Origin of the sequence: Gilvimarinus sp. DA14 (genome assembly GCF_024204685.1) — a bacterium.
In the GTDB taxonomy this organism is placed as follows: Bacteria; Pseudomonadota; Gammaproteobacteria; order Pseudomonadales; family Cellvibrionaceae; genus Gilvimarinus.
In genome coordinates, this window is the sequence record NZ_CP100350.1 from 1,021,390 (window position 1) to 1,048,004 (window position 26,615).

A 26,615-nucleotide genomic window follows, 5' to 3' on the forward strand; every position below is an offset into this window, starting at 1 on the left:
TGACGCCTAGGGCTTGGCCAGTTGCTGAGCCTCGTCCCGCAGCTTAGCCCGCACATTCATCAGCACCTTACCGTAGTGATTGTCGCCGCGTTTATCGCGGCCACAGCCCCAAAAGTAATCGAACTGACTATCTTCCACCAATGTCTCGTTGCCGGTTGCCAGTAACTTCTCGGTAAGCGGCGGATAGCTGCGCATTTTGGTGTACACGGCTCGGGTCATCACCACGGTTTGCACCTGCTTCCAGTCGCCACGCTTTTTGCGAAACCAACCTTTGGCCGCTTTGCGTGCCGCCATAACACCCGTGGCCTGCCTTACCTTTTCCTGATCTTCCTCGCGTATAAGTCGCATTGCCAGATAGTAATGCTCAACCGTGGGCCAGTGTTTACCCTCAAGCTCAAACGGGTGGGGTGAGACACGGCTCAAACCGTCGTCAGGATTTTCCATGGAAAGATACAACGCCTGCTCAGGTGCCGCTGTGAACATCAGACGCCTCCAGGAACGCTGGATTGGCGCTGCCAGATTTGATAACGGTAATCAATATTGGAATGGAACTGTTGCTCAAAGACCTTATGCAAAAAATCGGGCAACGCCGGAAAACTCACGTCCCCCTCGGGGCGACACTGAATCACCGACAGATGCAGAGTATCGATATGCGGCAGCAACTGCCGATATATCTGGCCACCGCCGGCGACCATCAGGTGGTCGGTGCGCTGTGACATCGCCTCAAGCGCCTCGTCGATAGAGGCAAACACGACCACAGAGTCGTCTTCTGCCACCGCTTTAGTACGCGAGACCACGGCATAGCGCCGATTGGGCAGCTTTCCCATGGACTCGAAGGTGGTGCGCCCCACCAATAGCCATTGATTAAACGTCAGCGCTTTGAACAATAATTGTTCGCCCTTGGCCTGCCAGGGGATATCTGCACCGGCCCCGATTACACCATTCTCGGCGCAGGCGGCCATCATTGATAATTTCACTGTTTGTCCTTATATCGACTTCAAGAGCTGCAGGATAACATCGAACAGCCGGCTTTCGCCCGCGCCTATTACGGACACGGCAGGGTAAAGTCCTTTTAGACGGCTGCTCCGCGTTGGTGTCTGTAACCACCTGGCAGCTAGGCCCCATCAACATCCAGCAGACACATTTTTCAACGCAATCGGCGCTTGACGCTCCGTGGATTCGAACTTAACCTAGCCCACCTATCTACCCCTGTTCCTAAACTGTTTACCTTATGACCTATTGCGTTGCCATCACCATGAATGCCGGATTGGTATTCTGCTCTGACTCACGTACCAATGCCGGGGTTGACCAAGTCAGCACCTACGGCAAGATGTACCATTACAGCGTGACGGGTGAAAGGGAGTTTGTGATCTTATCCGCGGGCAATCTGGCCACTACCCAGGCCGTGGTGTCTCAGGTTAAACGCGATATTCGCGACAATGCGGCCACCAGCTTAAAAACCGTACCGGATATCAGCGAAGCGGCGAGCTATTTGGGCGAGATCAATCGCCTGGAGCAAGATAAACACGCCTCCGGAGGTGGCCCCAACGGCGGTATGAGCTTCGAGGCCAGCTTTATTATTGGCGGTCAGATAGCCGGTGACAAACCCCGCTTGGCGATGGTTTACCCACAGGGCAATCACATCACCACCTCCAAAGACACACCTTACCTGCAAATTGGCGAGAGCAAATACGGCAAACCGATCCTCGACCGGATTCTGACCGCTGCTACCAGTTTAGAGAATGCCGCGCGCTGCGCTCTGGTATCCATGGATTCGACCATGCGCAGTAACCTGACTGTAGGCCCGCCAATTGAGCTTGCCATCTACAATGCCGACAGTTTTTCACTACAGCGGTTTCGCTTTGACGATGATGACGAATACCTGCGCGAGCTGAAAAAAGCCTGGGACCAGTACTTAAACGAAGCCTTCGACCGCCTGCCCCCGCTTAATTGGGGCGACTCGTTACAATCCGATGAACAAGCCTGAGTTTATCGCTGATAGCCGGCGTAATCACAAAAGGATAGGCATCGCCTAACCCCATACTGCGATTGAGCGCATTGAGTGACACGGATAACTCCAGCCAATGCGCCAACAGTGAATCCATACTGTTAAAGTCAATCTCGCCTTTTAGTAGCCCAAATGAGCGGGCCGTTTCCAATGTATCGACTATGTGCAGGTAATGGGCCCAGGTTTCGGCCCAGTCCTCCATTGGGTGTGACTGGGCGTAGTGACTGATATAACTCTGCTGCCAATTGTCACTGACCGGTGTCTGGTAGTGCGCCTTCAGCGCCTGCTGATAATCCAGATTCGGGTCGCCAAACAAGCGGCAAAACTCATCCAGCCACGGCGAATCGGCCACCAGTAATTCATAGTAATAATGGCCGATTTCATGTCGAAAGTGGCCGAGAATAGTACGGTAGTGCTCGCCCAATTCGAGACGGGTTTTTTCTCGATACGCGTCGTCTGCCTCAGCCAAATTAATCGTAATCAACCCAAGGCTGTGCCCGGTTGCGACAAAAGATTCGGCCACCGCTGGGTTACTGCGACTGTCCTCCAAAAACTCGAACGCCAGGCGCAGGTTTTTATCGTTGGCCGGAGTCAGGTTAAGCCCCATGGACAGCAGCGAGTAGATCAAATGCCGTTTCGCGGCTTCAAGTTTTGCCCATTGAGTGACGTTATCAGCGTGAGATAAGTCCGGCACAGTATCGTTTAGACGACAGCTTAAACAGTACGGCTCTGAGTCGTGTTCGTGCAACAGCCAATTACATGCACCGTAATCATAGTGATTTTTACAATAGCGATAGCGTGTGCCATCGGCTGAGGTCAGGGCCGAATCCCCTTCACTAGAATCCAGACTCAACATTTGCATTTGCTGCGGTGCAAATCCCAAACGCCGCTGGCAATTAAGGCACTGGGTGTTGCGAAAAAACACCCGCGCGCCGCAGCGACAATAAAAATCCTTCACGCGCTAACCTGCACTTGCGGCAAAAACCAAGTAGCAGCAATGGCCTGATGAATTGCGGCGATCTCGGATTGCACCGTATCGATATAATCGTGCAGCCCGGAGTCCATCAAGGCCGCAAAGTCAGCGCCTTTTAACTGTCGCCGTAATGCAGCTACTTCATGCAACGCTTGATCGCTGTTAGGCAACTTGGCAAAACAGTCTGTCAGCTCTGACAAACAGTGTTCTACCGCGCGGGGAAATAGCGGATCTTGAAATAAGAACATCACCACGTCCTCGGCATTAACTCTGTCCAGCACATGCTGACGATACATCTGATAGCCACTTAATGAGCGCAACACGCTCATCCATAAAATATTACTGTAGGGTTCATTGGCACTGTTATCTTCAACGGCTTTGGGCAGAATACGGCTGGCCCCTACATCGACAATGCGCGAGGTCATATCCGCTCGCTCAAGGTTGCGCCCCAGGCGAATAAAGCTGTAAGCATCGTTTTGACTCATACAGCCTGCCAGCATACCGGTAAACTGCTGCACACGCTGAATCACAGCTTCAAGCAGTAAATGCCGCTCGCGCCTGGCGACAGCGCCGGAGGCGTAATCATTTAAATACCAATAGGTGTCGTTGATCAGCTCGTAGACCTCCGAGGGCATGATCTCGCGGGTAATACGTGCGTTTTCCCGGGCGTTGGCCATTGACGTTAAAAGCGAGCTGGGATTGTGGGTGTCGGCCAGCATAAACCGCATCACGCTGCGCTCGTCGGCATTTTGCGTATCGCGGGAAAAGTAATCGTCCAGGCCCATAATTTCTACCAGGGTGCCCCACCCCACGCTGACGCCGCGCGGTAAATCCAACAACAGCTTGGTGTTTACATTGATCAGGCGAGCGGCATTTTCACACCGCTCCATGTAGCGTCCCATCCAGTAAATTCGCTCTGCGACTCGAGATAACATTATTTGTCCTCCTCAACCACGACCCAGGTATCTTGACTGCCGCCGCCTTGCGACGAGTTGACCACATAGGAGCCTTTGCGCATGGCCACTCGGGTCAACCCCCCCGCGGTCACCGAACTGTGACGTCCCTGCAAAACAAAAGGTCGCAAATCGATATGCCTAGGCTCAGCGTTTTTACTGCCAATAATGGGTGTTGTCGATAGTGAGATTAACGGTTGTGCCATGTAGTTACGAGGCTGGGCTTTGATGCGCGCTGCGAATTCCTCACGCTCTTTCTTGCTCGACTGGGGGCCTATCAACATGCCGTAACCGCCAGACTCATTGGCCGGCTTAACCACTAACTTATCGAGATTTTCCAGCACGTAATCGCGCTGCTTTTTATCCACACATAAGTAGCTGGGCACATTGGGCAGTATAGGGTCTTCACCCAGATAATACTTAATCATCTGTGGCACGTAGGTATAGATGACCTTGTCGTCGGCCACGCCGGCACCCGGTGCATTAGCAATCGCCACATTGCCTTTAAGCCAGGCCCGCATCAGCCCCGGCACCCCTAATACCGAATCGGGGTTGAACATTTGCGGGTCGAGAAACAGGTCGTCGATACGGCGATAAATCACATCCACCCGCGCCAAACCATTGATGGTGCGCATAAACACATGATCATCTTCAACCACCAGGTCGCTGCCCTCTACCAGCTCTACCCCCATTTGCTGCGCAAGATAGGAGTGCTCAAAATAGGCTGAGTTGTAGATACCGGGGGTTAGTACGACAATTTCGGGAAACTCCAGCGGTCGGGGCGAAATAGCGGCCAGGGTGTCGAACAGCTGGCTCGGATATTCGGTAACCGGCAGAATATTGTGGTTTTCAAACAATTCGGGAAAAATGCGTTTGGTGACTTTGCGGTTCTCCAGCATATAAGACACGCCAGAAGGCACCCGCAAATTATCTTCCAGCACATAAAAGCGACCATCGTTATCGCGAATCAAATCGCTGCCACAAATATGTGCCCAAACACCTAATGCAGGCTTCATCCCCACGCATTCAGGGCGAAAATTAACTGAATCGGCCAACAGCTCCGCTGGCAGCACTTTGTCTTTGACAATGCGCTGTTCGTTATAGACGTCGTCGATAAAGCAGTTGAGCGCTTGCAGGCGTTGGATCAGCCCCTTTTCGGTGTGCAACCACTCTTTATGCGCGATCACCCGCGGAATGATATCGAAGGGCCAGGCGCGGTCGATATTGCCCGCCTCCGAATAGACAGTAAACGAGATGCCCATGGTTTTAATGGCAAGCTCCGCCGAGTGTTTGCGCTCGGCGATCTCTTCACTGCTAAGCCCCGCCAAATGCTTCGCCAGCTGCCGCGCCACCTTGCGTGGATGCCCTGGTGAGCTGATCAATTCATCGTAGAAATCGCCGCTGTGATAGTCACGCCAGTTAATTTCCATAGCCACTCCCGACTGATTAACCTGATTACGCCACTAGAGCAGCATAAGTCAGGCCAGCGTGACTGGCAAAATTATTCCGGCGGATCTAAGTGGGTAGCGGTACTGGTATTAACCCTAAACCAGCCGGCAATACTGTAGCGCTCGCGATGGGCGGGTAACACCTCGTGGGGAAAGTCCTCACTGAGAAAGACCACCAAACGCCCGCCTTGGGGCACTATCGCTTCCATTAATGTCTTATCCGCCCTGTCATAGAGCAAAAGCTCGCCGCCATCGGATTCACGCCAATTCTGGTTGAGGTAAAACACAGTGGATAACACCCGGTTTGAGCGCCCTTTAAAAGCGTCCCAGTGTTTTTTATAAAATGCGCCCACGGGGTAATACGCTAGGTGGCTTTCGTAATCGAACAAGCCCATAAACAGGCGTCGGTTTAGACCATGGCGAATCGATGCCATGGTATCGAGAAAAAAAGCGGCCGCGCCGGTGCGCCCCTCAAGCCAGCAGATGCGATCGCCACGCACCTGGCGGGCAATGGTAAAATCTTCCTGGCGGCCGATACCGGCATTTTTAAACCGGCAATCGGGGTGCTCAAACTCGGCCCTTAAAGAGGCTACCGCGGCCGGACAAAACACATCATCCAAAATGGCATAGCCGTGCTCGGTGAGTTGATCAGCTAACTCATCGAGAAACAACTCATCGACGCGGGAGGTAAATTTTTGATGCACAAGCGGGCTAATCGTCACACAGTATCCTCGGAAGCAGGAGCAGCTTATACCCTCGCTGGTATCAATGCGCAAGTGAAAGCTAACCAATGAAACTAAAAGAGAGGTTTATCGCCTACTGTTCGGTACCCCTGGCGCAGAGCTTTAAACAGTTTCGCCTGGGCGCGGTACTGTTTTTTATCGGCTTACTCGTGGTGTATTTGGCCTCACAACTGCTCGCTCCCTCTCTGCAGCAAGAGCTGGCAACTCTAGCCGGCCTGTGTGTTATCGCGGTGGGGTTCGCGATTGCCATTTGCGCGCAGATGCGCATGCTGGCTTCGCGCTTGCTGGCGTTTTGGCGCAAACGTTAATTCAGACTATCGGGAAATTTCTGCAGGGCGTAGATATCAAAACGCCCCGATTTACCTTCTAATCGATAACTGGGGGCGCGCTCGGCTAAATCCGGCGCATTGCGCGGGCGCTTTACCACAACACGATAACGAGCCACCTCAAGCGCCGCTTGCAACAGGCCATCGGCGTCTTCATCCGCTCCCACGAGAGAGTGGAAAGCCCGCATCTCTTTTTTCACCGCCGCCGACTTTTGCCGCTCAGGAAACATGGGGTCCAGATAAACCACGTCGAACCCATTGCTGCGCTCGGTCAAAAGGCTGGAGCTATCGCCGTAATCCAGGCTGAGCCTGGCTATAATCTCGGCCAGCTCGCTGTCGGCCTGTTCAGCGGCGCGGGCCAACCCATCGCTTAGCAGCGCATGCACAGCAGGGTTGCGCTCATGCATATGCACCTGACAGCCCAGAGTGGCCAACACAAAGGCATCGCGGCCCAGTCCTGCGGTGGCATCCAGCACATAGGGTTTTACCCGCGCCGCAATCCCCACCGCTTTGGCAATGGCCTGCCCCTTGCCACCACCAAACTTTCGACGGTGATTCACCGCGCCGGTAACGAACTCAGCTCGCACCGGCCCCGGGGCCTTGCGCCCGGTTTGCTGAAGGCTAAGCCCTGTGTCATCAAACACCAGCGCAAACTCGGGACCTTCGCGAATATCCTCCAGCCCAAGATCAAATAGCAATTCCGCCTCCAGCGCCGCTGCCAAGCGACTGGCAGGCATGCGCCGCGAAGCGGTGTTACACACTACGACGATATCGGTCATTGAGGATTAACGCGGTACCAATTCAATTTCTACACGACGGTTCTGCGCCCGGCCCGATGCCGAGGAGTTGCTGGCGATAGGATATCGGGGGCCATAACCAGTCGCATTCAGACGACCGTAATCCACCTTGCGCTGGCCCAGGTAATCGCGCACGCTCTGGGCACGGCGTTCACTCAGCATCTGGTTGTAACTGTCTGAACCTGTGGAATCAGTATGTCCGGCGATATTCACGTTAGTCTCTTTGTACTCGGCCAACACCAGCGCCACCGAATCCAACACATCGTGAAACTCGGGGCGAATGGAATACTGGTCCGTTTCAAAAGTAATATTGCCCGGCATAATCAGCGAGATGGTGTTACCGTCGCGGCGTACCTGCACCCCACTACCCTGCAATTTCTGGCGCAGCTCGGCCTCCTGGCGGTCCATATAATGACCCACGCCGCCGCCAATAGCACCGCCTGCCACAGCACCTGTAAGGGCGCCCTTGCCCCGGTCTTTTTTACTCGAGGAGGCAACACCAATAGCCGCCCCGGCCACGGCACCAATGACTGCACCTGTAGTCGAGTTAGAGGTTTTCTGCTCCCCGGTGTAGGGATCGGTGGTTGTACAGGCAACTAAGCCCAGCACACTTGCCATTGCAATTAGTTTTTTCATTTTGACTCCTGAATCTGGCCAATGAATATCTGGCGATAATCCTATACCATTGTCCGCCTGGACACACTGGTAGTTATCACATTTGCATGAACTCCCTTAACCAACACTGAACACTGCAACAGGATTATCATGAAAACACTTATTCGCGCTGCGGCGCTAACGCTCATCGGCGGTTGCAGTCAGTACGATATCTCCGTTAACGACAATGTCGTTTACACTCCCAAACCGCTGCTAAAAGAATCCAGCATAAGCGACGAGAATCTCAAAACTTGCATTGAGCAAGCGATTCAAGACCGTAAAGTAACTGCCGTAAGCCAGCTTACCCGCCTGCAGTGTAGCCATGCAGGAGTGACAAATCTCGCCGGCCTTGAGCGCTATTTTGCCATTGCCGAGCTCGATCTGGCAGACAACCAGATTACCGACATCAGCACACTGGGAAGACTGGGGAAATTAACTCTTTTACACCTGGAAAATAACCATATTAGCGATGCCGCGCCGCTGCTCAGCCTAATTAAGCTGACCGACGTAAACCTGGAGGGAAACAGTGACGTTCAGTGCCGAGATCTACAACAGGTGAAACAGGCGGTAACAGAAAACAACGGCTCAATTCTTCTACCAGAACACTGTTAAAGCCGCTGTTCTTATACAGCGAAGGACAAACCAATCGTGTTGCGAAACTGGTGCACGACTTTCATGGTCACCGGCTCAGCATTGATAGGCCCCACCACTTTGCGAAACAATACCTGCAACTCGGTCCCCACTGGCGGGATCGCTTGGTTTTCAAGCATAACCTGCGCGCCCCCATCTGAGATATCCGTGGTAAATCCCACAATGGTGCCGATACTTGGATGCAGCATTTCTACCCGGATGCTGCGACTGGTGCGTTCGTGCTGGCGACGTTCCACTTTTCTACCTTTGTTACTTTGCTGAACCTACCCTGCACTATAGCAAAGCTTTGGCGCACTATAGAACACGCGCTAAGCGGTTGCCGCTGTTTGTGCAGCGGACGAGATTTCGAGCCAGCCAAAACCTTCATCCTGACAGGCATAAATCGTATTCGCGATACCGGCCGTAAACGGCTCTAGCGCCAGCTTAGCCAATGCCAGGGTATTGTTTTTTTGGCTGATGTGCGCCACCACCAAGTGCTGTAACCGCTGGACGTCAACTCGCTGTAAAAAACCGGCCGCCTGCTGATTGCTCAGGTGCCCCCACAGGCCGCCAACCCGCTGTTTTAGCGACGGCGGGTAAGGTCCCCCGGCGAGCATCATAGGATCATGGTTTGCCTCAAGAATCAGTGCATCGCAATCGCAATAGGCGCGCTCGACATGGGGGGATATATTTCCCAAATCCGTGAGAATACCCAGACTGCGACCATTGCAACGAAACACAAACTGCGCTGGCTCTCGGGCATCGTGAGGCACCGCTACAGGCTTAACCTCCAGCCCCCCCAGAGTGAAAGGCTGGTAGTTTTCTATCAACTTTAACTCGGGAATGCGACCGTGATCGCGACTGTGATAGGTGCCGGGCGTCATATAAACCGGCATCTGATAGCGCCGCGCCAGCGCGGCGACGCCTTTAATGTGATCGCTATGCTCGTGGGTAACAATGACCGCGGTTAGATCCTTGGCGGCTCGCCCCAGGCGTGCTAGGCGCGCCTCGGTTTCTTTTACGCTGAAACCACAGTCCACCAGCAGCGCGCCCCCAGGCCATTCAATCAGCGTGCTATTGCCCTTGCTGCCGCTGCCTAAGGAGGCAAACCTCATGGGGAGCCTCTTAAATCAGGTTTTTGCGCAACAGCGTAAGCATTTCGCGTGCAGTACGTGGGTCCAGTCGCTTGCCATAGGGATCGCGCAGATGCACGGTGTAATCCCCAGGCTGGCCTTTGATAAACAACAGATAACCGGGCGCATCCGGATTCACCGTCTCGGCACTGCGCTTAGACAGTGGCGCAGTGGTAAAGGCTTCTGCGGTGGGCACATTTGGCAGCAGCTGCGCCAATGTGTAAGGACTGGTATGGACCACCTCGCGGTCACTCTCAAACCAGCCGCTGAACCAACCCTCGCCCTCGGGCTCGACCGGCTCATAATGCAGGTAATAAACCCCCTGATCCGGTGCGCTGTCATAGATGGCAAAGCCATCTTGCTTCATGGCGTGGAATAAAGTGGCTTTGGCGCGCTCTTCGTTCAAGCGTATTTTCATTACCGGCTCACTGGCCTCTACTACCAGCGCCGATTTGGCCTCACCGCCAATGGCCTGTGCCAGCAGCGAGGTGCCACCTATGGTTTCGTCCTGAGCCAGCGCGGCGGCAAGCTCATCCAGCAGCCAGGCTTCGCGCTCAGCAGAGCTGGACTGAGCTGGCCACTGGGGGCTGTCGGGCGGCGTGGTGCCGCTGACCGATTGGTGCAGCACGTGAATTTCGCTGGTTTCAGGCTGGACGCCCTGATCAATCTGGATACGATAGCGGTCCGTGGTGCTCAGGTCCGTTTTAAACTGCAGCCAGTGACTTTCAATCAAGCCGCGGCCGATATCGGCACTGGCCACATCCACATTGTTCTCGTTCATAAAGCTGCGCACCCGAGGCCAAACTTCACCCGGAGATACGTTCATCAAAATCCAGCGTTCATCGCCAAGACGCTGAATTTTTACGTTCTCCTGCATTAAGTTGGTCGCCAACGGCTGCGGCCGTGGCACTTCGTTGTGATCGGCCGCCACCGCCTCGTCGAACTCGCTTTCCTGAATAGGAGGTATGGGATAAATTTCCCCCAACCTCTCACCGCTCATCCCCTCGGGAACTTTCAACGGCTCGATTTTATCGGCCTTTTGGTAGTCACCGTCGCGGTTGCGAAAATAGGCTTGGTCGCCCCAGAACACACCGCAACCGACCAATTGCGCCATTAAGGTCAAAACGAGCCCGCGAAGGGCGATAGTTTTTATCATAGGATTGTCTTCAGCTTACTTAAATCAGTCCGGCATCTCGCAGCGCAGTGCGAACCTGCTCGTGATAAACATCGGATAGCGGCGTCATCGGCAATCGAATACCCTCGCCAATTACCCCCATTTGCGCCAGCGCCCACTTCACTGGAATCGGGTTGGCCTCGAGGAACATGGCGCGGTGCAACGACATCAGCGAGTCGTTAATTGCGCGAGCCTCATCAGCTTTACCGGCGATAGCGAGCTCGCACATCTGCGCCAGCTTGCCGGGTATGACATTAGCGGTGACAGAAATATCCCCGTGCCCACCCAATAACATCAACTCTACGGCTGTTTCGTCATCGCCGGAGATAATTTTAAAACCGGCGGGAGCGGCATCTATAATTGCCTTGGCACGCACCATATCGCCGGTCGCTTCTTTAATACCGATGATATTAGGCAGCTTAGCCAGCTCCAACACAATCTCCGGCTGCATATCCACCGCAGTGCGTCCAGGCACATTGTATAAAAGCTGGGGAATGTCTACGGCCTCGGCAATGGCTTTATGATGCAGGTACAAACCCTGCTGGGTCGGCTTGTTGTAGTATGGAGTAACCAGTAGGCAGGCATCGGCACCGGCGTTTTTCGCACCCTCGGTAAGCTCGATCGCCTCGGAGGTGGAGTTCGCCCCTGTGCCGGCAATCACAGGAATTCTGCCAGCCACCTGATCCACCACATGTTTGATGACCGCCAGATGGTCATCGACATCTAAGGTGGCCGACTCGCCGGTGGTGCCCACAGCAACGATGGCGTGAGTACCCTGCTCCAGATGCCAGTCCACCAGGGCGGACAGTCGCTGCCAATCCAGCGAGTTATCAGCGTTCATCGGGGTTACCAGGGCAACCATACTGCCTTGAATCATAATCTCTCCACTGCGGAACAAGGGGCGCCTTGGCGGCGGCGCGCTCGACGAGCAGTGCGGCTCATCGATTACTGTTTACAAAAACTGGCGACATGTTACGCACAGCCGCCCATGGACACAAGCGAGGCTGAAAGCTAACCCTTTTTAAACGCCAGCATTCTATTGAGCGGCCGCATGGCCTGCTCGGCCAAGGCCTCGTCCACAAAAATTTCGTTGTCGTCCTGCTCAAACACTTTTGCCAGAATCTCCAGCTCATTCAGTGCCATCCATGGACAGCTGGCACAACTACGGCAGCTTGCGCCACTGCCAGCAGTCGGCGCCACATGAAACACCTTATCTGGACACAGCTGCTGCATTTTGTAGAAAATGCCCTGATCGGTCGCGACAATAAACTCGCGGTTAGGCAGGTTTTTTGCCGCGTTAATCAACTGCGATGTAGAACCAGCGACATCCGCAAGCTCCACCACCGATTGCGGCGACTCGGGGTGCACCAATACCGCAGCATCCGGGTATAGAGTTTTTAAATCTTCAATGCCGCGGGCTTTAAATTCCTCGTGCACAATGCAGGCACCATCCCAAAGCAGAACATCGGCACCGGTTTGTTTCTGCACATAGGTGCCCAAATGTTTATCCGGCGCCCAGAGAATTTTCTCGCCTTTTTTATCCAGATAATCCACCACATCCAGGGCAATACTGGATGTGACCACCCAGTCGGCGCGTGCTTTTACCGCCGCCGATGTATTGGCATAAACCACTACCGTACGATCCGGATGCTGATCGCAAAACTCGGCAAACTCATCCGCCGGACAGCCGATATCCAGTGAGCAGGTGGCTTCGAGCGTGGGCATCAAAACGCGTTTATGCGGCGTAAGAATTTTAGCCGTCTCACCCATAAATTTAACGCCAGCCACAATCAGTGTGGACGCTGGGTGGTCGCGACCAAAACGCGCCATTTCCAGTGAGTCTGAGACACAGCCACCAGTCTCTTCGGCCAGTGCTTGAATCACGGGGTCGGTGTAGTAATGAGCCACCAGAACCGCATCGCGCTCGACCAGCATCTGCTTGATCTGCGCCTTATAGGCCTCTTCCTGCTCGGGAGTTAAATCACTGTGCCGACCAATTCCAGCCAGATGGTCCTTAACCACTTGGCGATCAGAGGCCAGTGTCTGGGCATCAGTATTTTCGAGGGCTTCAACGGACATACTTGGGTACCACGGTTGGCGCCATAATCTATTCAGCCGGGCGCTTTATAAAGGGCGCATTCTAGCATAAGCCGCCAAACTGGCGAGAGCGTCCGCCCTGCCCGCTCAGGAATTGTTACGGACAATAAAAAAGCGCCAAGTGCTGACACTTGGCGCTTTTGAATGGTGGGTCGTACTGGATTCGAACCAGTGACCAATTGGTTAAAAGCCAACTGCTCTACCAACTGAGCTAACGACCCGTAAAAAGAAACTGTTTGTCTGCCAAATCCTGTGGCGGGCGACTGGCGGCGCTCAGTAAACTGCCGGTCAAAATATGGTGGGTCGTACTGGATTCGAACCAGTGACCAATTGGTTAAAAGCCAACTGCTCTACCAACTGAGCTAACGACCCGTGACCCTGACACCTGCTTCTGAAGGCGCCCAAATCAGAGGCGCACATAATAATGATTTAGTCAGAAAACACAAGCGCTTTTTTGCAATTTATTGGTAATAATCACCAACTGATCAATAACTTACCAATGTGTGCAGTTTACACTCTCAGAGCCGGTAGCGAGTGGGGTCTGCCACCCCAGCCTGTTCGAAGCCAGCGCAACGCAAACGGCAACTGTCGCAGCGCCCGCAGGCACGACCGTCGTCATCGGCCTGATAGCACGACACCGTCAAACTGTAGTCGACCCCCAGCTCAATACCCTGACGAATGATATCGGCCTTGCTCAAATCAATTAACGGCGTACGGATGGAGAGCTTTTGCCCCTCAGTTCCCGCTTTAGTCGCCAAGTTGGCCATGGTTTCGTAAGCGGCAATATATTCCGGTCTGCAGTCTGGGTAGCCAGAATAATCCACGGCGTTCACACCGATAAAAATATCCGCCGCTCCAAGCACCTCTGCCCACCCCAAGGCGATCGATAAAAACACCGTATTGCGTGCCGGCACGTAGGTAACGGGGACCCCTTGGGTCTCTTCCTCAGGCACAGCTATGCCATCGTCGGTGAGCGCCGAGCCACCAATTGTGCGTAAGTCCAGCTGTATTACTTTGTGGGCGGCACTGCCCAAGGCTTCGGCGGCGCGCTCGGCCGCCAGCAACTCAGCGCGCATGCGCTGACCATAATCAAAGCTAATGGTGTAGCACTGGTAGCCTTGGCTACGCGCTATGGCGAGAGCCGTGGTTGAATCCAGACCACCCGACACCAGTACCACTGCTTTTTTATCCGTCATTCAATATCTCCACTCAGTGCCCAGGAACATCATCCCACAGCAATTTGTGCAACTGCAGCTGAAAACGCACAGGCAGATTATCTTCGATCACCCACTCGGCCAGCGCGCGCGGCTCAATTTCACCGTAACTGGGCGACATCAGCACATCGGCGACTTTCTCGTGCAGGCAATGCTCGTGAATTTTTAACTTGGCCCACTGATAATCCTCGCGCGAGCAAAGGACAAATTTTATCTGGTCCCGGTCCGTGAGAAGCTCAAGGTTCTCCCAGCGATTGCGATGCGACTCCCCCGAGCCAGGGGTCTTCAAATCCATCACTTTGACCACCCGAGTGTCTACACTGTCGAGCGCCATGGCACCACTGGTTTCCAGAGATACCTGATAGCCCTGCTCACAAAGCGCCACAAGAAGCTCGGGCGCATGCTTCTGCGCCATGGGCTCACCGCCGGTAACGCACACATAGGTGGCACCATATGCAGCCACTTTCTCCAGCACCTCGGCGATACTCATACGCTCGCCACCATAAAACGCGTATTCACTATCACAGTAACCGCAGCGCAACGGGCAACCAGTCAGGCGCACAAATACCGTGGGCAGCCCCACGGTATTGGACTCCCCCTGCAGGGAGTAAAAAATTTCAGTGATTTTGACGTTCGCTTCTGCCATAACTTCGCCATTTGCTGCCGTAGCTTCACGCCCACGGGGCCAGATGATATTCTAATCGGCTTTGCTACCGTCGCCTCGGATTGCAGTATGAAACCGGTCAAATCCAAAAAGGAGCAGCGCCAAGAGCTGGAGGCTCAAATTCGCGAGTATCAGTCTCGCGGTGGTGTTGTGAAACAAGTTCCTCAGGGAATTTCCGGCCGCGAAGAAACTCGCCAGCCACTTCCCCATGTGTTTGAAAAAAAATCAGAGGGCGACACTCGCACCGCCGTGAACGATGTTATTGCCGCGATCGAGCAGCGTCGCAAACCCAGCAAACCGCAAAAACCCACCAGTCTGAAACGGCCACGCAAAAAAATCATCTACGATGAGTTTGGCGAGCCACTGCGCTGGGAATGGGACAACTAAAGTCTACTCGTCAATCAACCCGTACTCGTCGCGCAGGATATCAATAATCTCCTGCTTGGGACTTTCCGACAGTTCAATTTTCACACCGGTTATCTTTTCCGCGATACCGCAGTAGGTTTGCGACACCTGCATCAGCACAGCCTCGGGTAAAGCGTTATTTGCCGCCAGAGCGCTGCGCTCATCCATGCGCTGCTTGTTAAGCAAAATGTCCGGATCATCAAAATGGTTGAGCAACAACTGGCGGAACGCCTCTTTAGACTGCTCCACCACCTCCCCATCACGGTAGCGGGGGCCATCCCAAATGCGAGAGGAATCGGGCGTGCCCACCTCGTCCATATAAATCAACTTATCTTCACCGGCGGCATCGGTCACATAACCAAACTCAAACTTGGTATCGACAAAAACCTGATCCAACTTAGCCAGCTCCGCACTGATCAATCCAAAACCTTGTTTCAACAGCTTTTCGTATAAATCGATATCGCTTTTTGCACGAAAGTTGAAAGCAGCGTAGTTGTTCTCGAGGTTTTTCCGGGTGACATTCACATCATCCACCTCGGGCACCCCGGGAATGCCGCGCAACACACCTTTGGTGGAGGGAGTAATCAACAGTTCGGGTAGCTTCTGATCTTTCTGCAGACCATCGGGCAACTTTATACCGCAAAACTCGCGCTCACCCCCGGCATAAGCTCGCCACATTGAGCCGGTAATATACTGGCGGCAAATCGCTTCGATCATCACCGGCCGCGCTTTTTGCACGATCCAGACCAGTGGGTGGGGAATATCCAGAATGTGGCTGTCTGCCAGGCCCTGCTCACGAAACAGGCGAAACCAGTGATTGGAAATCGCATTGAGCGCAGCGCCTTTGCCCGGCACACCATTCATTCCGCCTTCACCGTGCCAAATACAGTCAAAAGCAGAAATACGGTCGCTAATGACCATTATGGCCAGGCTGGTATTCTCGCTGACATCATAGCCTTTCTCTGTTATCAGGCGCTTGCTGTCAGCATCGCTCAACCAGTACACCGAGCGGACCTTACCGCTGTGCACAGGCAGCTCGGTGCGAATCGGAAGATCGTTGTTTACAGCCAGAACTCTGTCGGCAAGCCCCATAGAACCACCCTATCGGCAAAGGTCGAAAAACCGGCGATATTAACACATTTAGGCCCTGCACCAAGATTATTTACCAGGGCAAACGCTCGCCGCTCCAGTGCAAAAACTCGCCATTACTCTCGGCGCCACTACTGCACAACACGGTGAACAATCGCTCTGCGGACACTTCGGGGCTGTAGAGCCGCTGGGTCGGAACTCTTTCGGTAAAAGGCGCCGAGAGAGGAGAGCGGGTGGTGCCTGGGTGCAACGCGAGAACGCAGATACCCTTGTGGCGCCGAGCCAGCTCAATCGCCGCGGTTTTCACAAGCATATTCAAAGCCGCTTTGCTGGCGCGGTAGCCGTACCAACCACCCAGATGATTATCGCCAATACTGCCCACCTGCGCACTCAAAAACGCCACTTTGGGACTATCGACACCACTTAAAATAGCGCTAAGTTGCTTGAGTAACAGCGCGGGAATTATGCTGTTGACGAAAAAGTAATGCCCCAGTGAATCGGCGCTTAGGGCTTCCAAACGCTTTTCCGGGGCCAGTTCATCCCCGTGCAAGGTTCCAATACAGGAGACCACCACCTGAGGCTTAACCTCACCCAGGCGCAGCTGATTGACGACATCAGCCAACGCAGCCTCTGTGTAATCGCACGTATAATATTGATCGTAGGCCGCTGGCGCATCACTGGCTCGCCCCACCCCCACTGTGCGGTAACCCTCCCTTGCGTAACGCTCGGCCAAAGCACAGGCGATGGCGCTATTCGCGCCAAAAATCAGCACATCAGACATAAAACCTCCGGTTGCCAGGCCTCAGCCTTGTTTCATCCGGCGGCTGCCGGACATCTACAACCAGTCTTTACGTTTGAAATACCAAAGTGGTGCAATCGCCGAGGCCAGCATAATCAAAATACCGGTGATGTAACCCCACTCCCAATGCAGGCCGGGGATAAACTCAAAGTTCATTCCGTAGAAGCTGGCCACCACGGTGGGCGGCAGGAAGATCACCGCAGCGATGGAAAAAGTCTTGATGATTTGGTTCTGTTCGATATTGATAAAGCCCTGCGTAGAGTCCATTAAAAAGTTAATCTTATCGAACAAGAACGCGGTGTGAGACATCAGGGTGTCCACGTCGCGTTTGATCTCGCGGGCGGTCTCTTGCAACTCGAAATGCTCGCGCAAATGCCGCTGCAAAAATGAAATAGAGCGCTGGGTATCCATCAGGCACAGGCGTATCTTACCGTTACTGTCTTCAAGCTTGGCGAGCCGATCTATGGCATCCTCCAAATCCGCATCGTCATCTTCCAGCACGGTATGACTAACATCTTCGAGCTTGCGGTGAATATCCTCCAGCACGTCTGCCAGATTTTCCACTTTTTGTTCGAACATGGTAATCAGCAGGTCCTGCGGGGAGTGCGCCTGCACCTGCCCACGGCGAGCACGCATACGCAACAGGCGAAAATCGGCCAGCTCGCCATCGCGCAGGGTGATTAATCGCTTGTCCTGCAAGATAAAGGCGACCGTGGTGGTACTGTGCCGCCCTTCGGTGGGCGCCAAAAACAGGGAGTGAACATGAATACCGGCCGAGTCGAGAAAGTAGCGGGCCGAGAACTCAATTTCTTCCACGTCGTCCGACTCGGGCAGCTCGGCGCGCAAAAAGGTATTAAGCTGATCGCGCTCTTCGTCGGTTGGCTCGTGGGCATCGATCCAGACGGCCTGATTCATGGCCTCGCGCACGCCCTCTGGATCAACATTTTGATCCCGCAATTTCGCGCCCTGAATTTCAAACATTCTCAGCATGCGTCACTCCCCTACTGCCAACTGTATCGTTACATAAGTGTACTGCGTTATACGTTTTATTTCTTACGTCTGGGTGAATAAGGTGAGGCCTCCCCCTCTGGACGGGTTTTGAAACGCCGATGCACCCAAAGATACTGGGTGGGATACCGTCGTACCACAGACTCGACAACCCCATTAGCCGCCGTCGCATCAGCGATGTCATCACCACTGGGAAAGTCTGCCAGCGGCTCTTTAATCTCTACATGATAAATACCTTTGTCATCGCGATAGTGCTCAAAAGGCACAACCGCCGCACGCCCCATTTGCGCCATCCTGGCCGTTGCGGTCACCGTTGCCGCCTGAACACCAAAAAAGGGGGCAAACACTGTGTTTTGCACGCCGTAGTCCTGATCAGGGGCATACCAGATACGGTGCCCCTTGCGCAGGTTTTTGACCAAAAGGCGCACATCATCGCGTGGAATGGTACTGCCGGAATAACCCTCGCGGGCACGCGCCATGGCTGCCGCCAATAGCGGGTTGCGATCAACCCGGTAGATCATGTCGCACTCAATATTGAGCCCCATAATGCGCCCGGCCACATCCAAGGTAGTGTAGTGACCTCCCAACAAGAGCACCCCTTTACCCTCGTTTTCCAGGCGATGCAGCACATCAAGCCCCTTCAGGGTATAACGATTGGCAAATTTACTGTCCGGCCCCCATAGCGCAATGGCAGTTTCCACAAAGCTTAAGCCCACATTGCGCAAAACCTCTCGCACGCGCTGTTCGACCTGCTCCTGATTTAACTCGGGAAAACACAGCTTGACGTTCACCCGGGTAATATCCCGCCGGGATTTTGCATAGCGGTAAAACAGCGCCCCCAACCACTCACCTAATTTGCGCGAGACACACCAGGGCAGATGCGCCACCAACCAAAACACCCCCAAAGCCATCCAAGTAGTCCAGTAGCGGGGATGTACGTAACCCTGAAGGCTGGTGCGCTGATCGTGTTTAACCGGGGATACCATGTGAGCTTCCGTAAATTCGCGGTGGAAAAATCCGCGAGATTATAGCAGGCGCACACTTGCGTTGTGACGAATCTGGTATGGTTGCAACTCTCAGATCGCAGATGAGGCCACACCTTGCAATCAGATACAGACCAGAGACTCGCCGAGCTGAGCGCTCGCATCGATAAAAATCACCTCGCGCTGAACAAAAAACTCGACGAACTCTACCGCCTGCGCGAAGCGTCAAGTGGCGAGCAATGGCGCCACTATGAAGAGCAAATACGGGCACTGAAAGAACAAGAAATACGTCTTTTAAAGTCAAAAAATACAGCCTGGATGGCACACTGGCTGCGCCGCGACGGCGAAGTGGAGGTTGTCGAAAGACCACACCGGAAACTGGGATTAAGCTTAATCGGCATCAGCCTGGCCGGCCTGGCAATACTGGCTTATCTGGCTTGGAAACTAAACGCGGGTACCTAACCTGTAAGGCGGCAGAGAGAGGGAAGCGAGAAGCTAGGAAAAAGAAACGGGCAGCGCCCGGAGCCGGGAGCTGCCCCAACAGGAGCATGAATCAATCAGAAGAATCTTCTGAGACGGCGGACTCAATCAACGTCTTGAGCTCACCGCTTTCGTACATCTCGGTCACGATATCGCAACCGCCTACCAACTCGCCGTTTACCCACAACTGCGGGTAAGTCGGCCAATTAGCGTACTGCTTCAATCCTTCGCGAAGATCTGGATTGGACAAGACATCCACGTAAGCGAATCTTTGTCCACACGCCATCACAGCCTGTGATGTGCGTTGCGAAAACCCGCATTGAGGGGCGTTTGGAGAGCCCTTCATGTACAAAATAACCGGATTTTCAGAAAGCTGTTGTTTGATGGTTTCCATCACGTCCATAGACAATGTATACCTCTGTGGCTTTGGAAAACCCGCCGGGATACCCCTTTAGGCTCAGATGATTCAAAGAATAAAAACCGGATAACCTAGCGGCTTACTCAGGTATTTCATTCTACCGTAACAGTGACACCTGTTCCAAATAACCTTTTTCATGTCCTCTATGGACCTCCCCACCCCCAGCCGATTACTCAAACTGTGTTACAGGGAGTTGACCCATCATACCTGATAATGTTGGACAATGGGACTCCAAATCGGCAGCAATTTGCCACTTTCGGCTAATTTTTGCGCTTTTTTACCTACAAAAATGACACTTTTATGAATACCGCACTGCTTTTTTCAAATGTCAGCGCTACCAGGTGCGGGTTAGCTCCATGCCAATATTCAACTGCCGCGGCGGTGCGGGCTCAAGGGTGCGACCACGACTCTGATTCACAATAACAGCGCCGACATATTCCTCGTCCAATAGATTATCCACCTTGACCCAGGCAGAAGCCTTAATCTGAGTAAACTGTTTCTCGCTCTGCGCGGCGATATCCCACACCAGCGAATCCGGCGCCCATTCTGTATTGTCATCACCCGTCGCAACCTTACTGCGGTAGCGGGCGGTAGCACTAAGAGTCAGCCATTGCGGTATTACTCGCCAGTCGAGCTGAGCATATAAGTTTTGCTCGGCCACCCCGGGTAAGTTGTTGCCGTCATCCGGCCCTGCCGTGTATTGCGCATCGAGCCAGGTCGCCCCCAAACGCCCCGATAACTTTTCACTCAGCGCCCACTGCCCCTGCGCCTCTAGCCCAAGACGTTCGGTATCGGCACCATTGCGGTAGGTGGTACGCCCTCCTTCTGAGCTATCCACCACCAGTTCGTCGCGACTTCGCATAGCAAAACCCACCAAGCTCGCCTCTAGCGTGGCCTCACTGTAGCGCCAACCCAACTCCACCTGCCGGTTGCGCGCACTGCGCAAATCCAGGTTTAAACCCGTGCCCTCGTTGCGATAGGCCATCTCCGTCAATGTCGGCGTTTCAAAGCCTTCGCCTGCACTGGCGAACAGCCGCCAGTCACCCTCGCCGTAGCTCAGCCCAGCACCATAAGAGGGTTCTTGATAATCCAGAGCTCCCGAATCGTCGGGGTTGCTACCCTGTACATAGTAATCGCTGACTTTAAAATCGATGTGGTTATAGCGGGCGCCGGCCTGTATGCGCCAATGCTCATTCGGCGTCCAAGTCAGGCCGGTATAAAAGTCGCGGTTTTGTACCTCGCCAAGCTCTGAGCGCTTCAACTCACCCTGCTCCCCCCGATCATTCACAAAGCCTTTACGTCTGTCGCGCATCTGTCCGAACTCCGCCCCCAGTGACCATTCCAGCGAGCCAAACTGCCGGGCGAAGCGAAGATTACTGCCGGCAAAGTCTCGCATCAGATCAATCACCGCGCCATTGTCGTTCTCACCGTCGCCGGGGAAACTCAGAAACTGCTTGATCTCGCGCTCACCCGCCCAGCCAGCCCACTGCCAACTGCCCCACTCGGCACGCTGCTTTAATGACAACGACGCCTGCCGGTGCTGGATGGTTTTGCGCGGATCAAAAATAAGCGCCACCGGGTGCACCTGGGTGGGATCTTCCTGCCACTGCTCATAAGTCAATCCCTGAGGATCCTCGGTGTCGGGGTCTTGACTGATATCCACCCGAGCCACGACCTCGATACCCGACTGACTGCGGTAAAACCACTGCCCGGTAAACTGATTTCGTTCGGCGCTGGAGTGCTCGCGAAAGCCATCGGTACTGAACTGGCTGACTTGTACCCGTGCGCTCGCGCGCTCGCCGGCCCACTCACCGCGCAGCCGATAGCGTCTTTGCCGCGCATCCCCAGCCGCGCCCAGCAAGGCGACCGAGCTCGTCTCGGGAGCACTGGTGTGAAATAAGATCGTCCCCCCCGCCGCATTGCCGTAAAGAGTCGCCAGAGGCCCCCGCATGACCTCCACTCGATCAAAGGTATCCAGCGCGATACTGGAAGTCTGGCTTTGGCCGTCGGGCATAGTGAGGGGAATATCGTCCACACGCATATTAATGCCCCTGACGCCAAAGGCCGAGCGGGCGCCGAAACCGCGCAGGCTGATGCGAGTATCCTGAGCAAAATTGGAGCGACTGTCCGCCTGCACCCCCGGCAAGCCCGCCAGCAGTTCGGCGCTGTCAAAGCGAAATCCCGGCAGCTGTTGCTCAACCCTCAATGCGTCTACCGTGGCGGCGCTATTGAGCCAGGGCTCGGCGCTGCGATTGGCGGTGACAATGACGGTTTCTTGCAACCCCCAGGGCTCTGAGTTCTCTTGGGTATTCTCGGCTTGCACGGCAGCGCTCAAGGCTGCAAACAACCAGCTCAAGTGAAAGGTACGCATTAAGACTCCAAACGCTTTTTAGTGAATCCGGTAGCGACATGCTCCAGAGGGTTTTCCGGCCAGGGATGCTTGGCATAGCGCCCGCGCATTTCTTTGCGAACTTGCGGATAAACTTCCGCCCAGAAGTAGGCCAGATCGCGGGTGATCGCCAGGGGCCTTGCGGCCGGGGAGAGCAGCTCGATGGTGAGGGGTACGGTGCATGACGGCAGAGTGAAGGTGGCGGCGCCAAAAAACTCTTGTAGCTTGCCGCTAATCACAGGCTCGGGAAGCTCTGCCCCACTCACCAAGGCTGCAGTCTCGACCTCCCCGCGATAATTAACGGCGACTTTGCGGCCGCTGGGTAGCGTCATAACCTCAGGCAAAAGTGTATCCAGCTGCGCTACCGACTCGAACCCCAGGTAAAAAGTTAACGCTTCAGCCAAAGGCAAAGCTTCAAGCTGGCTGGCGCCATCGAGAAAGGCTTGCAGCCATTGCTCCAATCGCTCGGTTAGAGCGCTCTCACTCAGGTCAGGCAGATCCAACAGACCAAAGCTCTGCGCCAACCGCGCCCGCAACAATAAAGTCAAGGCCGCTGCAGGCCAGGGAATCGACGGTAAACCCCGTTGACGCACGAATTCTACAATAGCGTAGGGCACCTGCTCGGGCGACAAAGTCTGGCGCACCTCATCCACCACCTGACCGCCCATGCGATAGCGACGCGTTTCCACCCAGCGGCGCCTGGTACCGGCGCCGGCCGGCTCAATCGCGGTTTCGATCTCAGCCAGCGAGTGTATCTGACTGTCATCGAGCGCAATATCAAGCCCCACTCCCAACAAGGTTTTGCCACGACTGCTTAGGTGCAGCACCATTGCCCAGTCAGCGCTACAGGCAAGCGATACCGTGACACCAGTGTTGAGCCGATACTGGCCGGGCGAAGTCGCACGGCCAATACGATCGGCAAATACCCTGGCCATAGTTGCCAGCAAAGCCGCCGGCAAACGGCTTACCTGCGCCTCGGGTTTGAGCTTTAAACCGAGCACTCGATTCCAACGAGCCAGCAACAGTTGCCAGCGCTTCTCCCGAGTCAGTTGGCGCTGCGCCTCTTGCAGCCACACCGACAAATCACTGCCCGGGGGCAGATCAAAATGCAGCGCCAAAGCCAGCAGCGCTAGCCAGGATTGCTCCGGCAAGTTCTGCTGCGCGTGCAATAAAATAGCGGCAATTCGAGGGTGAGTGCCAAGCTCGGCCACCCGCCGCCCCGCCGCGGTAATGTTGTTATCCTTATTCAGTAACTCCCAGCGCCGCAGTTGAGCTTGCGCGTGCTGCATAGCCAGCGGGCCCGGCGCTTCCAGCCAGGGCAATTGCGCCACCGGGGTGCCCCAGTGAGCCAGGCGCAGTGCCAGGGGTACATAATCCGTGCGGCGAATCTCCGGCAGGGTTTGCGGCGCCAGCGGCTCCGACTCGGCCCACAGGCGAATACACTGTCCTGCCTGCACCCGGCCGGCCCGACCGCGTCTTTGCTCGGCGCTGGCAGCGGAAATTCGCCGGGTTTTGAGGCGGGTAACGCCAGTGCGCTGCTCGTAATCCGGTTCCCGCGCGAGGCCAGAGTCCACCACCAAAGTGACATCGACAATAGTCAGAGAGGTTTCGGCAATATTGGTCGCCAGAATAACCCGGGGGCCGCTCGTCGGATCCAGCGCGGCCACCTGCTCGGCGCGCGCTACCCGGCTGTGCAAACTGAACACTCTCGCCGCCTTGCCCTGCTGCTCCAGCGCCTGTTGGCATCGCTCTATCTCCCGCCAGCCGGGCAAAAATACCAAGACGGTTTGAGTGTGCCAGTCGGCAATATTGGCCAGCGCACGCAGCACCTGTTGTTCCAACGACTCGGTTTGACCGCGCACTTGCTGCGCCGGGCAATAGCCGACATTTACCGGAAAGCAGCGGCCGGGACTGTAGAGTGAATGATCGACCTGGGTGCGCAGGCCTTTATCCGCGGTGGCGGACATCAGCACCAGCTTTAAGTCCTCCCGCAGCATTGCGGTTTCCTGCACCATTGCCCAGGCTGTGTCTTGATTCACCGAGCGCTCGTGAATCTCATCCAGCATCACCACCGCGACGGACTCTAACTCCGGGTCTGCCAACAGGCGCTGCAAAAATACCCCCGGCGTCATCAGTAGCAGTTGTGTACTCTCTGACTCGGCGCGATCAAAAGGCACCTGGTAGCCCACTCGCGCTCCGACTTCAGAGTCGTCAAGTTCAGCCAAACGCCCGGCCAACGCCACCGCTGACAGTACCCGGGGCTGGATTAGCCACACTTGCTGCCCGGGCGCCACCCACTCTAAAGCCCACAGAGGGGCCAAGGTTGATTTGCCCGCGCCCGGCTCGGCCTCCAGCAACAGGCTGACACCGGCGCTCAAAGCATCGATAAACTCACCGCGTAGCGGTGTTAACGGCAAATTGGGAAGCTCGGGCATGATTAATCCTGGCTGACTTCGCCGCCGCGTAAGGCAAGATCGCCCCAGCCGCCCCCACCGGCGGTGGCCAAACTCAGACAATCACCTCGGGAAACCTTTAACGCCACTTTCGCGGGCAGCGGTTTGCCGTTAAGACAGTTCTCTCCCGCCGCGCCCGGCTCGCCGCCCGCCAAGCCCCAGGGCTGATGCACGCGACGCTCGGTCAACAAAGTTACCTGCGCGGGGGCGAGGAACTCATATTCACGCAGCAGGCCATCACCACCCGGACGAGCACCGGCCCCGCCACTGCCGCGACGTATCTGATAGCGACGAATGCGCAGCGGATAATGAGTTTCCAGGCTTTCGATGGGGGTGTTCAATGTATTGGTCATATGTGTCTGCACCGCCGACCAACCGCCACCGCTCTTGCCCGCCCCCATACCGCCGCCATTAGTCTCGTAATAGTCCCAACGCGGCTGATGGGCGCTGGCCTCGGCGCCCATGGCGACATTGTTCATTGAGCCTGAGCTGGCGGCAGGAATTGTCTCCGGCAGCGCCTGTGCCAACGCGCCCAGAACAGCGTCCACCATGCGGGTCGAGGTTTCCACATTGCCCGCCGCCACAGCGGCCGGACGACGGGCATTCACCAAGCTGCCCTGGCGGGCCTTAAGCCGAATGGGACGGAAGGTTCCGGCACAGGCCGGGGTCTGCTCGGGCATCAAACAGCGCAGCGCGTAAAATACTGCCGCAGCAGCCACTGCGAGCGGGCAGTTGATATTGCCTGCAACCTGCTCGCTGGTGCCGTTAAAATCCGCTTCCAGCTGTCCATTGGCCACGGTCAAGACCACATTGATGGCAATGTCCTGATGGCCCAGACCGTCATCATCCATGTAATCGCAGAACTTATAGCAACCGGCGGGAATTACACGCAGCGCCTCGCGCGCCAGGCGCTCAGCGTAATCGTTCAACTCGGCAAGTGCGGCTCGGTATTCCTCTAACCCCATCGCCGCAACCTGATCGGCGAGACGTTCGCATCCCAGGCGGCAGGCGCTGATCTGCGCGGCAAAATCACCGCGCGCCTGAATGGTATGAGTGGATTGGGTATCGGTACCACAGAGTCTGGCCAGCACCGGCTCGACGACTTTACCGGCGCGCACGATATGCGTCGGGGCGATTACCTCTCCCTCTTCCTCGAGCCTGCGAGAGATAGGCATGGACCCCGGAGAAGTCGCGCCAATGTTGGCGTGGTGAGCGCGGTTTGCGGCAAAACCGATTAGGTGTCCGGCATGCCAAACGGGTGCTATCACCGTCACATCCGGTAGATGAGTCCCCCCTAAATACGGGTCGTTCACCACCAGCATATCGCCCTCGCGCCACTCGATGCCGCTCACAATATCCGCCATGGCGTAAGCCATACTGCCCAAGTGGACAGGAATATGAGCGGCCTGGGCAGCGAGCTGGCCGTCGGCGTCAAACAGGGCGCAGGAAAAGTCCAGCCGATCTTTGATATTGGGAGAGAAAGCCGAGCACTTCAGCACTGCGCCCATCTCATCGCATACCGCAGCCATGCGACTGGCAAACACACTCAGTTCTATCGCGTTCATTACGCCCCCACACTTTAACGGCAACCGGATCAAAGGCGGCATCTTACCAGCCAGCGAATGGGCCGTCAGGCGGCTATTTGCCAAGCCTCAGGATTCCATATACTATCGGTTGTTTGGTGTTCGGTCTGTTGACGGCCATTGGAACACGCCGTACTAAACGCGGCGAGACAAGCGCAGACAAGCGAGCTATCGCTAACAAAGCTGCCATAAAC

28 protein-coding genes and 2 tRNA genes are annotated in these 26,615 nt (G+C 55.2%); 5 read left to right on the top strand and 25 right to left on the bottom strand.

Annotation, left to right across the window (positions count from 1 at the left end; all coding sequences use genetic code 11):
- Nucleotides 1-6: 6 nt before the first annotated feature.
- Entirely contained in the window at nucleotides 7-483 is a 477-nt protein-coding gene (locus NHM04_RS04425) for an NADAR family protein (RefSeq protein ID WP_254265836.1), read from the bottom strand.
- The gene (dfrA, locus tag NHM04_RS04430; protein ID WP_254265837.1) at nucleotides 483-977 is read right to left on the bottom strand and encodes a trimethoprim-resistant dihydrofolate reductase DfrA; all 495 of its coding nucleotides are present in this window, start codon (nucleotides 975-977) and stop codon (nucleotides 483-485) included. Before dfrA ends, NHM04_RS04425 begins: the two co-directional genes overlap by 1 nt.
- 254 nt (nucleotides 978-1,231) lie before the next feature.
- Between dfrA and NHM04_RS04435 the strand changes: the two genes are divergently transcribed.
- Entirely contained in the window at nucleotides 1,232-1,987 is a 756-nt protein-coding gene (locus NHM04_RS04435; protein WP_254265838.1) for a proteasome-type protease, read from the top strand.
- Here the strand turns inward: NHM04_RS04435 and NHM04_RS04440 are convergent.
- The 4 genes from NHM04_RS04440 to NHM04_RS04455 all read right to left on the bottom strand — a co-directional run bounded on the left by NHM04_RS04440 (nucleotide 1,947) and on the right by NHM04_RS04455 (nucleotide 6,104).
- Nucleotides 1,947-2,966 carry a putative zinc-binding metallopeptidase gene (locus tag NHM04_RS04440; protein WP_254265839.1) on the bottom strand — a complete coding sequence of 340 codons (1,020 nt, stop codon included), beginning with the start codon at nucleotides 2,964-2,966 and terminating at the stop codon, nucleotides 1,947-1,949. The genes NHM04_RS04435 and NHM04_RS04440 overlap by 41 nt on opposite strands.
- Nucleotides 2,963-3,916 (bottom strand): alpha-E domain-containing protein, encoded by a 954-nt coding sequence (locus NHM04_RS04445; protein WP_254265840.1) that lies wholly within the window; start codon nucleotides 3,914-3,916, stop codon nucleotides 2,963-2,965. The genes NHM04_RS04440 and NHM04_RS04445 overlap by 4 nt, the downstream gene beginning before the upstream one ends.
- Complete coding sequence (locus NHM04_RS04450; protein WP_254265841.1) at nucleotides 3,916-5,364, bottom strand: circularly permuted type 2 ATP-grasp protein; 1,449 nt, start codon at nucleotides 5,362-5,364, stop codon at nucleotides 3,916-3,918. Before NHM04_RS04450 ends, NHM04_RS04445 begins: the two co-directional genes overlap by 1 nt.
- A 71-nt stretch (nucleotides 5,365-5,435) precedes the next feature.
- Nucleotides 5,436-6,104 (bottom strand): 2OG-Fe(II) oxygenase, encoded by a 669-nt coding sequence (locus NHM04_RS04455; protein ID WP_254265842.1) that lies wholly within the window; start codon nucleotides 6,102-6,104, stop codon nucleotides 5,436-5,438.
- Between the two features lie 68 nt (nucleotides 6,105-6,172).
- Here NHM04_RS04455 and NHM04_RS04460 point away from each other — a divergent pair, with 68 nt between their 5' ends.
- Complete coding sequence (locus tag NHM04_RS04460) at nucleotides 6,173-6,433, top strand: hypothetical protein (RefSeq protein ID WP_254265843.1); 261 nt, start codon at nucleotides 6,173-6,175, stop codon at nucleotides 6,431-6,433.
- Here NHM04_RS04460 and NHM04_RS04465 read toward each other — a convergent pair.
- Nucleotides 6,430-7,230: a class I SAM-dependent methyltransferase gene (locus NHM04_RS04465; protein ID WP_254265844.1), complete on the bottom strand. Its 801-nt coding sequence runs from the start codon at nucleotides 7,228-7,230 to the stop codon at nucleotides 6,430-6,432. The two genes, NHM04_RS04460 and NHM04_RS04465, sit on opposite strands and share 4 nt — an antisense overlap.
- Before the next feature lie 6 nt (nucleotides 7,231-7,236).
- Nucleotides 7,237-7,884 (bottom strand): OmpA family protein, encoded by a 648-nt coding sequence (locus tag NHM04_RS04470; protein WP_254265845.1) that lies wholly within the window; start codon nucleotides 7,882-7,884, stop codon nucleotides 7,237-7,239.
- A gap of 129 nt (nucleotides 7,885-8,013) precedes the next feature.
- Between NHM04_RS04470 and NHM04_RS04475 the strand changes: the two genes are divergently transcribed.
- Nucleotides 8,014-8,514, top strand: a complete 501-nt coding sequence (locus NHM04_RS04475; RefSeq protein WP_254265846.1) for a leucine-rich repeat domain-containing protein — start codon at nucleotides 8,014-8,016, stop codon at nucleotides 8,512-8,514.
- 11 nt (nucleotides 8,515-8,525) lie between these two features.
- Here NHM04_RS04475 and NHM04_RS04480 read toward each other — a convergent pair whose 3' ends face one another.
- From NHM04_RS04480 to queE, 9 genes are all read right to left on the bottom strand, one after another.
- Nucleotides 8,526-8,789 (bottom strand): PilZ domain-containing protein, encoded by a 264-nt coding sequence (locus NHM04_RS04480; RefSeq protein ID WP_254265847.1) that lies wholly within the window; start codon nucleotides 8,787-8,789, stop codon nucleotides 8,526-8,528.
- 72 nt (nucleotides 8,790-8,861) lie between these two features.
- Nucleotides 8,862-9,647, bottom strand: a complete 786-nt coding sequence (locus NHM04_RS04485; RefSeq protein ID WP_254265848.1) for an MBL fold metallo-hydrolase — start codon at nucleotides 9,645-9,647, stop codon at nucleotides 8,862-8,864.
- A 10-nt stretch (nucleotides 9,648-9,657) separates the two neighbouring features.
- On the bottom strand, nucleotides 9,658-10,821 hold the full coding sequence (bamC, locus tag NHM04_RS04490; RefSeq protein ID WP_254265849.1) for an outer membrane protein assembly factor BamC: 1,164 nt from the start codon (nucleotides 10,819-10,821) through the stop codon (nucleotides 9,658-9,660).
- 19 nt (nucleotides 10,822-10,840) lie between these two features.
- Entirely contained in the window at nucleotides 10,841-11,716 is an 876-nt protein-coding gene (dapA, locus tag NHM04_RS04495; protein ID WP_254265850.1) for a 4-hydroxy-tetrahydrodipicolinate synthase, read from the bottom strand.
- A gap of 134 nt (nucleotides 11,717-11,850) precedes the next feature.
- On the bottom strand, nucleotides 11,851-12,918 hold the full coding sequence (gene nadA / locus NHM04_RS04500) for a quinolinate synthase NadA (RefSeq protein ID WP_254265851.1): 1,068 nt from the start codon (nucleotides 12,916-12,918) through the stop codon (nucleotides 11,851-11,853).
- Between the two features lie 163 nt (nucleotides 12,919-13,081).
- Nucleotides 13,082-13,157: transfer RNA gene (locus tag NHM04_RS04505), tRNA-Lys, on the bottom strand.
- Nucleotides 13,158-13,232: 75 nt separating this feature from the next.
- A tRNA-Lys gene (locus NHM04_RS04510) sits at nucleotides 13,233-13,308 on the bottom strand.
- Between the two features lie 146 nt (nucleotides 13,309-13,454).
- A complete protein-coding gene (queC, locus tag NHM04_RS04515) occupies nucleotides 13,455-14,132 on the bottom strand; it encodes a 7-cyano-7-deazaguanine synthase QueC (protein WP_254265852.1) in 678 nt (225 codons plus the stop codon).
- A 13-nt stretch (nucleotides 14,133-14,145) separates the two neighbouring features.
- Complete coding sequence (gene queE / locus NHM04_RS04520; protein ID WP_254265853.1) at nucleotides 14,146-14,796, bottom strand: 7-carboxy-7-deazaguanine synthase QueE; 651 nt, start codon at nucleotides 14,794-14,796, stop codon at nucleotides 14,146-14,148.
- An 87-nt stretch (nucleotides 14,797-14,883) separates the two neighbouring features.
- Between queE and NHM04_RS04525 the strand changes: the two genes are divergently transcribed.
- Entirely contained in the window at nucleotides 14,884-15,201 is a 318-nt protein-coding gene (locus NHM04_RS04525) for a hypothetical protein (protein ID WP_254265854.1), read from the top strand.
- A 3-nt stretch (nucleotides 15,202-15,204) separates the two neighbouring features.
- Here the strand turns inward: NHM04_RS04525 and NHM04_RS04530 are convergent, their stop codons facing one another.
- The 4 genes from NHM04_RS04530 to lpxL all read right to left on the bottom strand — a co-directional run bounded on the left by NHM04_RS04530 (nucleotide 15,205) and on the right by lpxL (nucleotide 19,101).
- Nucleotides 15,205-16,311, bottom strand: coding sequence for a phosphoribosylaminoimidazolesuccinocarboxamide synthase (locus NHM04_RS04530; RefSeq protein WP_254265855.1), 1,107 nt, complete (start codon nucleotides 16,309-16,311; stop codon nucleotides 15,205-15,207).
- A gap of 70 nt (nucleotides 16,312-16,381) precedes the next feature.
- Nucleotides 16,382-17,089 carry an SDR family NAD(P)-dependent oxidoreductase gene (locus NHM04_RS04535; RefSeq protein ID WP_254265856.1) on the bottom strand — a complete coding sequence of 236 codons (708 nt, stop codon included), beginning with the start codon at nucleotides 17,087-17,089 and terminating at the stop codon, nucleotides 16,382-16,384.
- Between the two features lie 54 nt (nucleotides 17,090-17,143).
- Nucleotides 17,144-18,097, bottom strand: a complete 954-nt coding sequence (corA, locus tag NHM04_RS04540) for a magnesium/cobalt transporter CorA (RefSeq protein ID WP_254265857.1) — start codon at nucleotides 18,095-18,097, stop codon at nucleotides 17,144-17,146.
- Nucleotides 18,098-18,153: 56 nt separating this feature from the next.
- Nucleotides 18,154-19,101, bottom strand: a complete 948-nt coding sequence (lpxL, locus tag NHM04_RS04545; protein WP_254265858.1) for an LpxL/LpxP family Kdo(2)-lipid IV(A) lauroyl/palmitoleoyl acyltransferase — start codon at nucleotides 19,099-19,101, stop codon at nucleotides 18,154-18,156.
- A gap of 114 nt (nucleotides 19,102-19,215) precedes the next feature.
- Between lpxL and NHM04_RS04550 the strand changes: the two genes are divergently transcribed.
- Nucleotides 19,216-19,560, top strand: a complete 345-nt coding sequence (locus tag NHM04_RS04550; protein WP_254265859.1) for a hypothetical protein — start codon at nucleotides 19,216-19,218, stop codon at nucleotides 19,558-19,560.
- Nucleotides 19,561-19,651: 91 nt separating this feature from the next.
- Here NHM04_RS04550 and grxD read toward each other — a convergent pair whose 3' ends face one another.
- From grxD to NHM04_RS04570, 4 genes are all read right to left on the bottom strand, one after another.
- A complete protein-coding gene (gene grxD / locus NHM04_RS04555; RefSeq protein WP_254265860.1) occupies nucleotides 19,652-19,981 on the bottom strand; it encodes a Grx4 family monothiol glutaredoxin in 330 nt (109 codons plus the stop codon).
- Nucleotides 19,982-20,330: 349 nt separating this feature from the next.
- Nucleotides 20,331-22,367 (bottom strand): TonB-dependent receptor domain-containing protein, encoded by a 2,037-nt coding sequence (locus NHM04_RS04560; RefSeq protein WP_254265861.1) that lies wholly within the window; start codon nucleotides 22,365-22,367, stop codon nucleotides 20,331-20,333.
- Nucleotides 22,367-24,820, bottom strand: coding sequence for an ATP-dependent helicase HrpB (hrpB, locus tag NHM04_RS04565; protein WP_254265862.1), 2,454 nt, complete (start codon nucleotides 24,818-24,820; stop codon nucleotides 22,367-22,369). Before hrpB ends, NHM04_RS04560 begins: the two co-directional genes overlap by 1 nt.
- A 2-nt stretch (nucleotides 24,821-24,822) precedes the next feature.
- Nucleotides 24,823-26,403 carry a hydantoinase B/oxoprolinase family protein gene (locus NHM04_RS04570; protein WP_254265863.1) on the bottom strand — a complete coding sequence of 527 codons (1,581 nt, stop codon included), beginning with the start codon at nucleotides 26,401-26,403 and terminating at the stop codon, nucleotides 24,823-24,825.
- Nucleotides 26,404-26,615: the final 212 nt, after the last annotated feature.

Coding starts and splice junctions, on each gene's coding strand:
- dapA (WP_254265850.1), bottom strand. CDS start 11,716: ATGATTCAAGGCAGTATGGTTGCCCTGGTAACCCCGATGAACGCTGAT.
- grxD (WP_254265860.1), bottom strand. CDS start 19,981: ATGGACGTGATGGAAACCATCAAACAACAGCTTTCTGAAAATCCGGTT.
- NHM04_RS04535 (WP_254265856.1), bottom strand. CDS start 17,089: ATGTCTGATGTGCTGATTTTTGGCGCGAATAGCGCCATCGCCTGTGCT.
- NHM04_RS04470 (WP_254265845.1), bottom strand. CDS start 7,884: ATGAAAAAACTAATTGCAATGGCAAGTGTGCTGGGCTTAGTTGCCTGT.
- NHM04_RS04525 (WP_254265854.1), top strand. CDS start 14,884: ATGAAACCGGTCAAATCCAAAAAGGAGCAGCGCCAAGAGCTGGAGGCT.
- NHM04_RS04570 (WP_254265863.1), bottom strand. CDS start 26,403: ATGAACGCGATAGAACTGAGTGTGTTTGCCAGTCGCATGGCTGCGGTA.
- nadA (WP_254265851.1), bottom strand. CDS start 12,918: ATGTCCGTTGAAGCCCTCGAAAATACTGATGCCCAGACACTGGCCTCT.
- NHM04_RS04475 (WP_254265846.1), top strand. CDS start 8,014: ATGAAAACACTTATTCGCGCTGCGGCGCTAACGCTCATCGGCGGTTGC.
- lpxL (WP_254265858.1), bottom strand. CDS start 19,101: ATGGTATCCCCGGTTAAACACGATCAGCGCACCAGCCTTCAGGGTTAC.
- queC (WP_254265852.1), bottom strand. CDS start 14,132: ATGACGGATAAAAAAGCAGTGGTACTGGTGTCGGGTGGTCTGGATTCA.
- corA (WP_254265857.1), bottom strand. CDS start 18,097: ATGCTGAGAATGTTTGAAATTCAGGGCGCGAAATTGCGGGATCAAAAT.
- hrpB (WP_254265862.1), bottom strand. CDS start 24,820: ATGCCCGAGCTTCCCAATTTGCCGTTAACACCGCTACGCGGTGAGTTT.
- queE (WP_254265853.1), bottom strand. CDS start 14,796: ATGGCAGAAGCGAACGTCAAAATCACTGAAATTTTTTACTCCCTGCAG.
- NHM04_RS04450 (WP_254265841.1), bottom strand. CDS start 5,364: ATGGAAATTAACTGGCGTGACTATCACAGCGGCGATTTCTACGATGAA.
- NHM04_RS04445 (WP_254265840.1), bottom strand. CDS start 3,916: ATGTTATCTCGAGTCGCAGAGCGAATTTACTGGATGGGACGCTACATG.
- NHM04_RS04425 (WP_254265836.1), bottom strand. CDS start 483: ATGTTCACAGCGGCACCTGAGCAGGCGTTGTATCTTTCCATGGAAAAT.
- NHM04_RS04435 (WP_254265838.1), top strand. CDS start 1,232: ATGACCTATTGCGTTGCCATCACCATGAATGCCGGATTGGTATTCTGC.
- bamC (WP_254265849.1), bottom strand. CDS start 10,821: ATGATAAAAACTATCGCCCTTCGCGGGCTCGTTTTGACCTTAATGGCG.
- NHM04_RS04560 (WP_254265861.1), bottom strand. CDS start 22,367: ATGCGTACCTTTCACTTGAGCTGGTTGTTTGCAGCCTTGAGCGCTGCC.
- NHM04_RS04460 (WP_254265843.1), top strand. CDS start 6,173: ATGAAACTAAAAGAGAGGTTTATCGCCTACTGTTCGGTACCCCTGGCG.
- NHM04_RS04465 (WP_254265844.1), bottom strand. CDS start 7,230: ATGACCGATATCGTCGTAGTGTGTAACACCGCTTCGCGGCGCATGCCT.
- NHM04_RS04485 (WP_254265848.1), bottom strand. CDS start 9,647: ATGAGGTTTGCCTCCTTAGGCAGCGGCAGCAAGGGCAATAGCACGCTG.
- NHM04_RS04530 (WP_254265855.1), bottom strand. CDS start 16,311: ATGGGGCTTGCCGACAGAGTTCTGGCTGTAAACAACGATCTTCCGATT.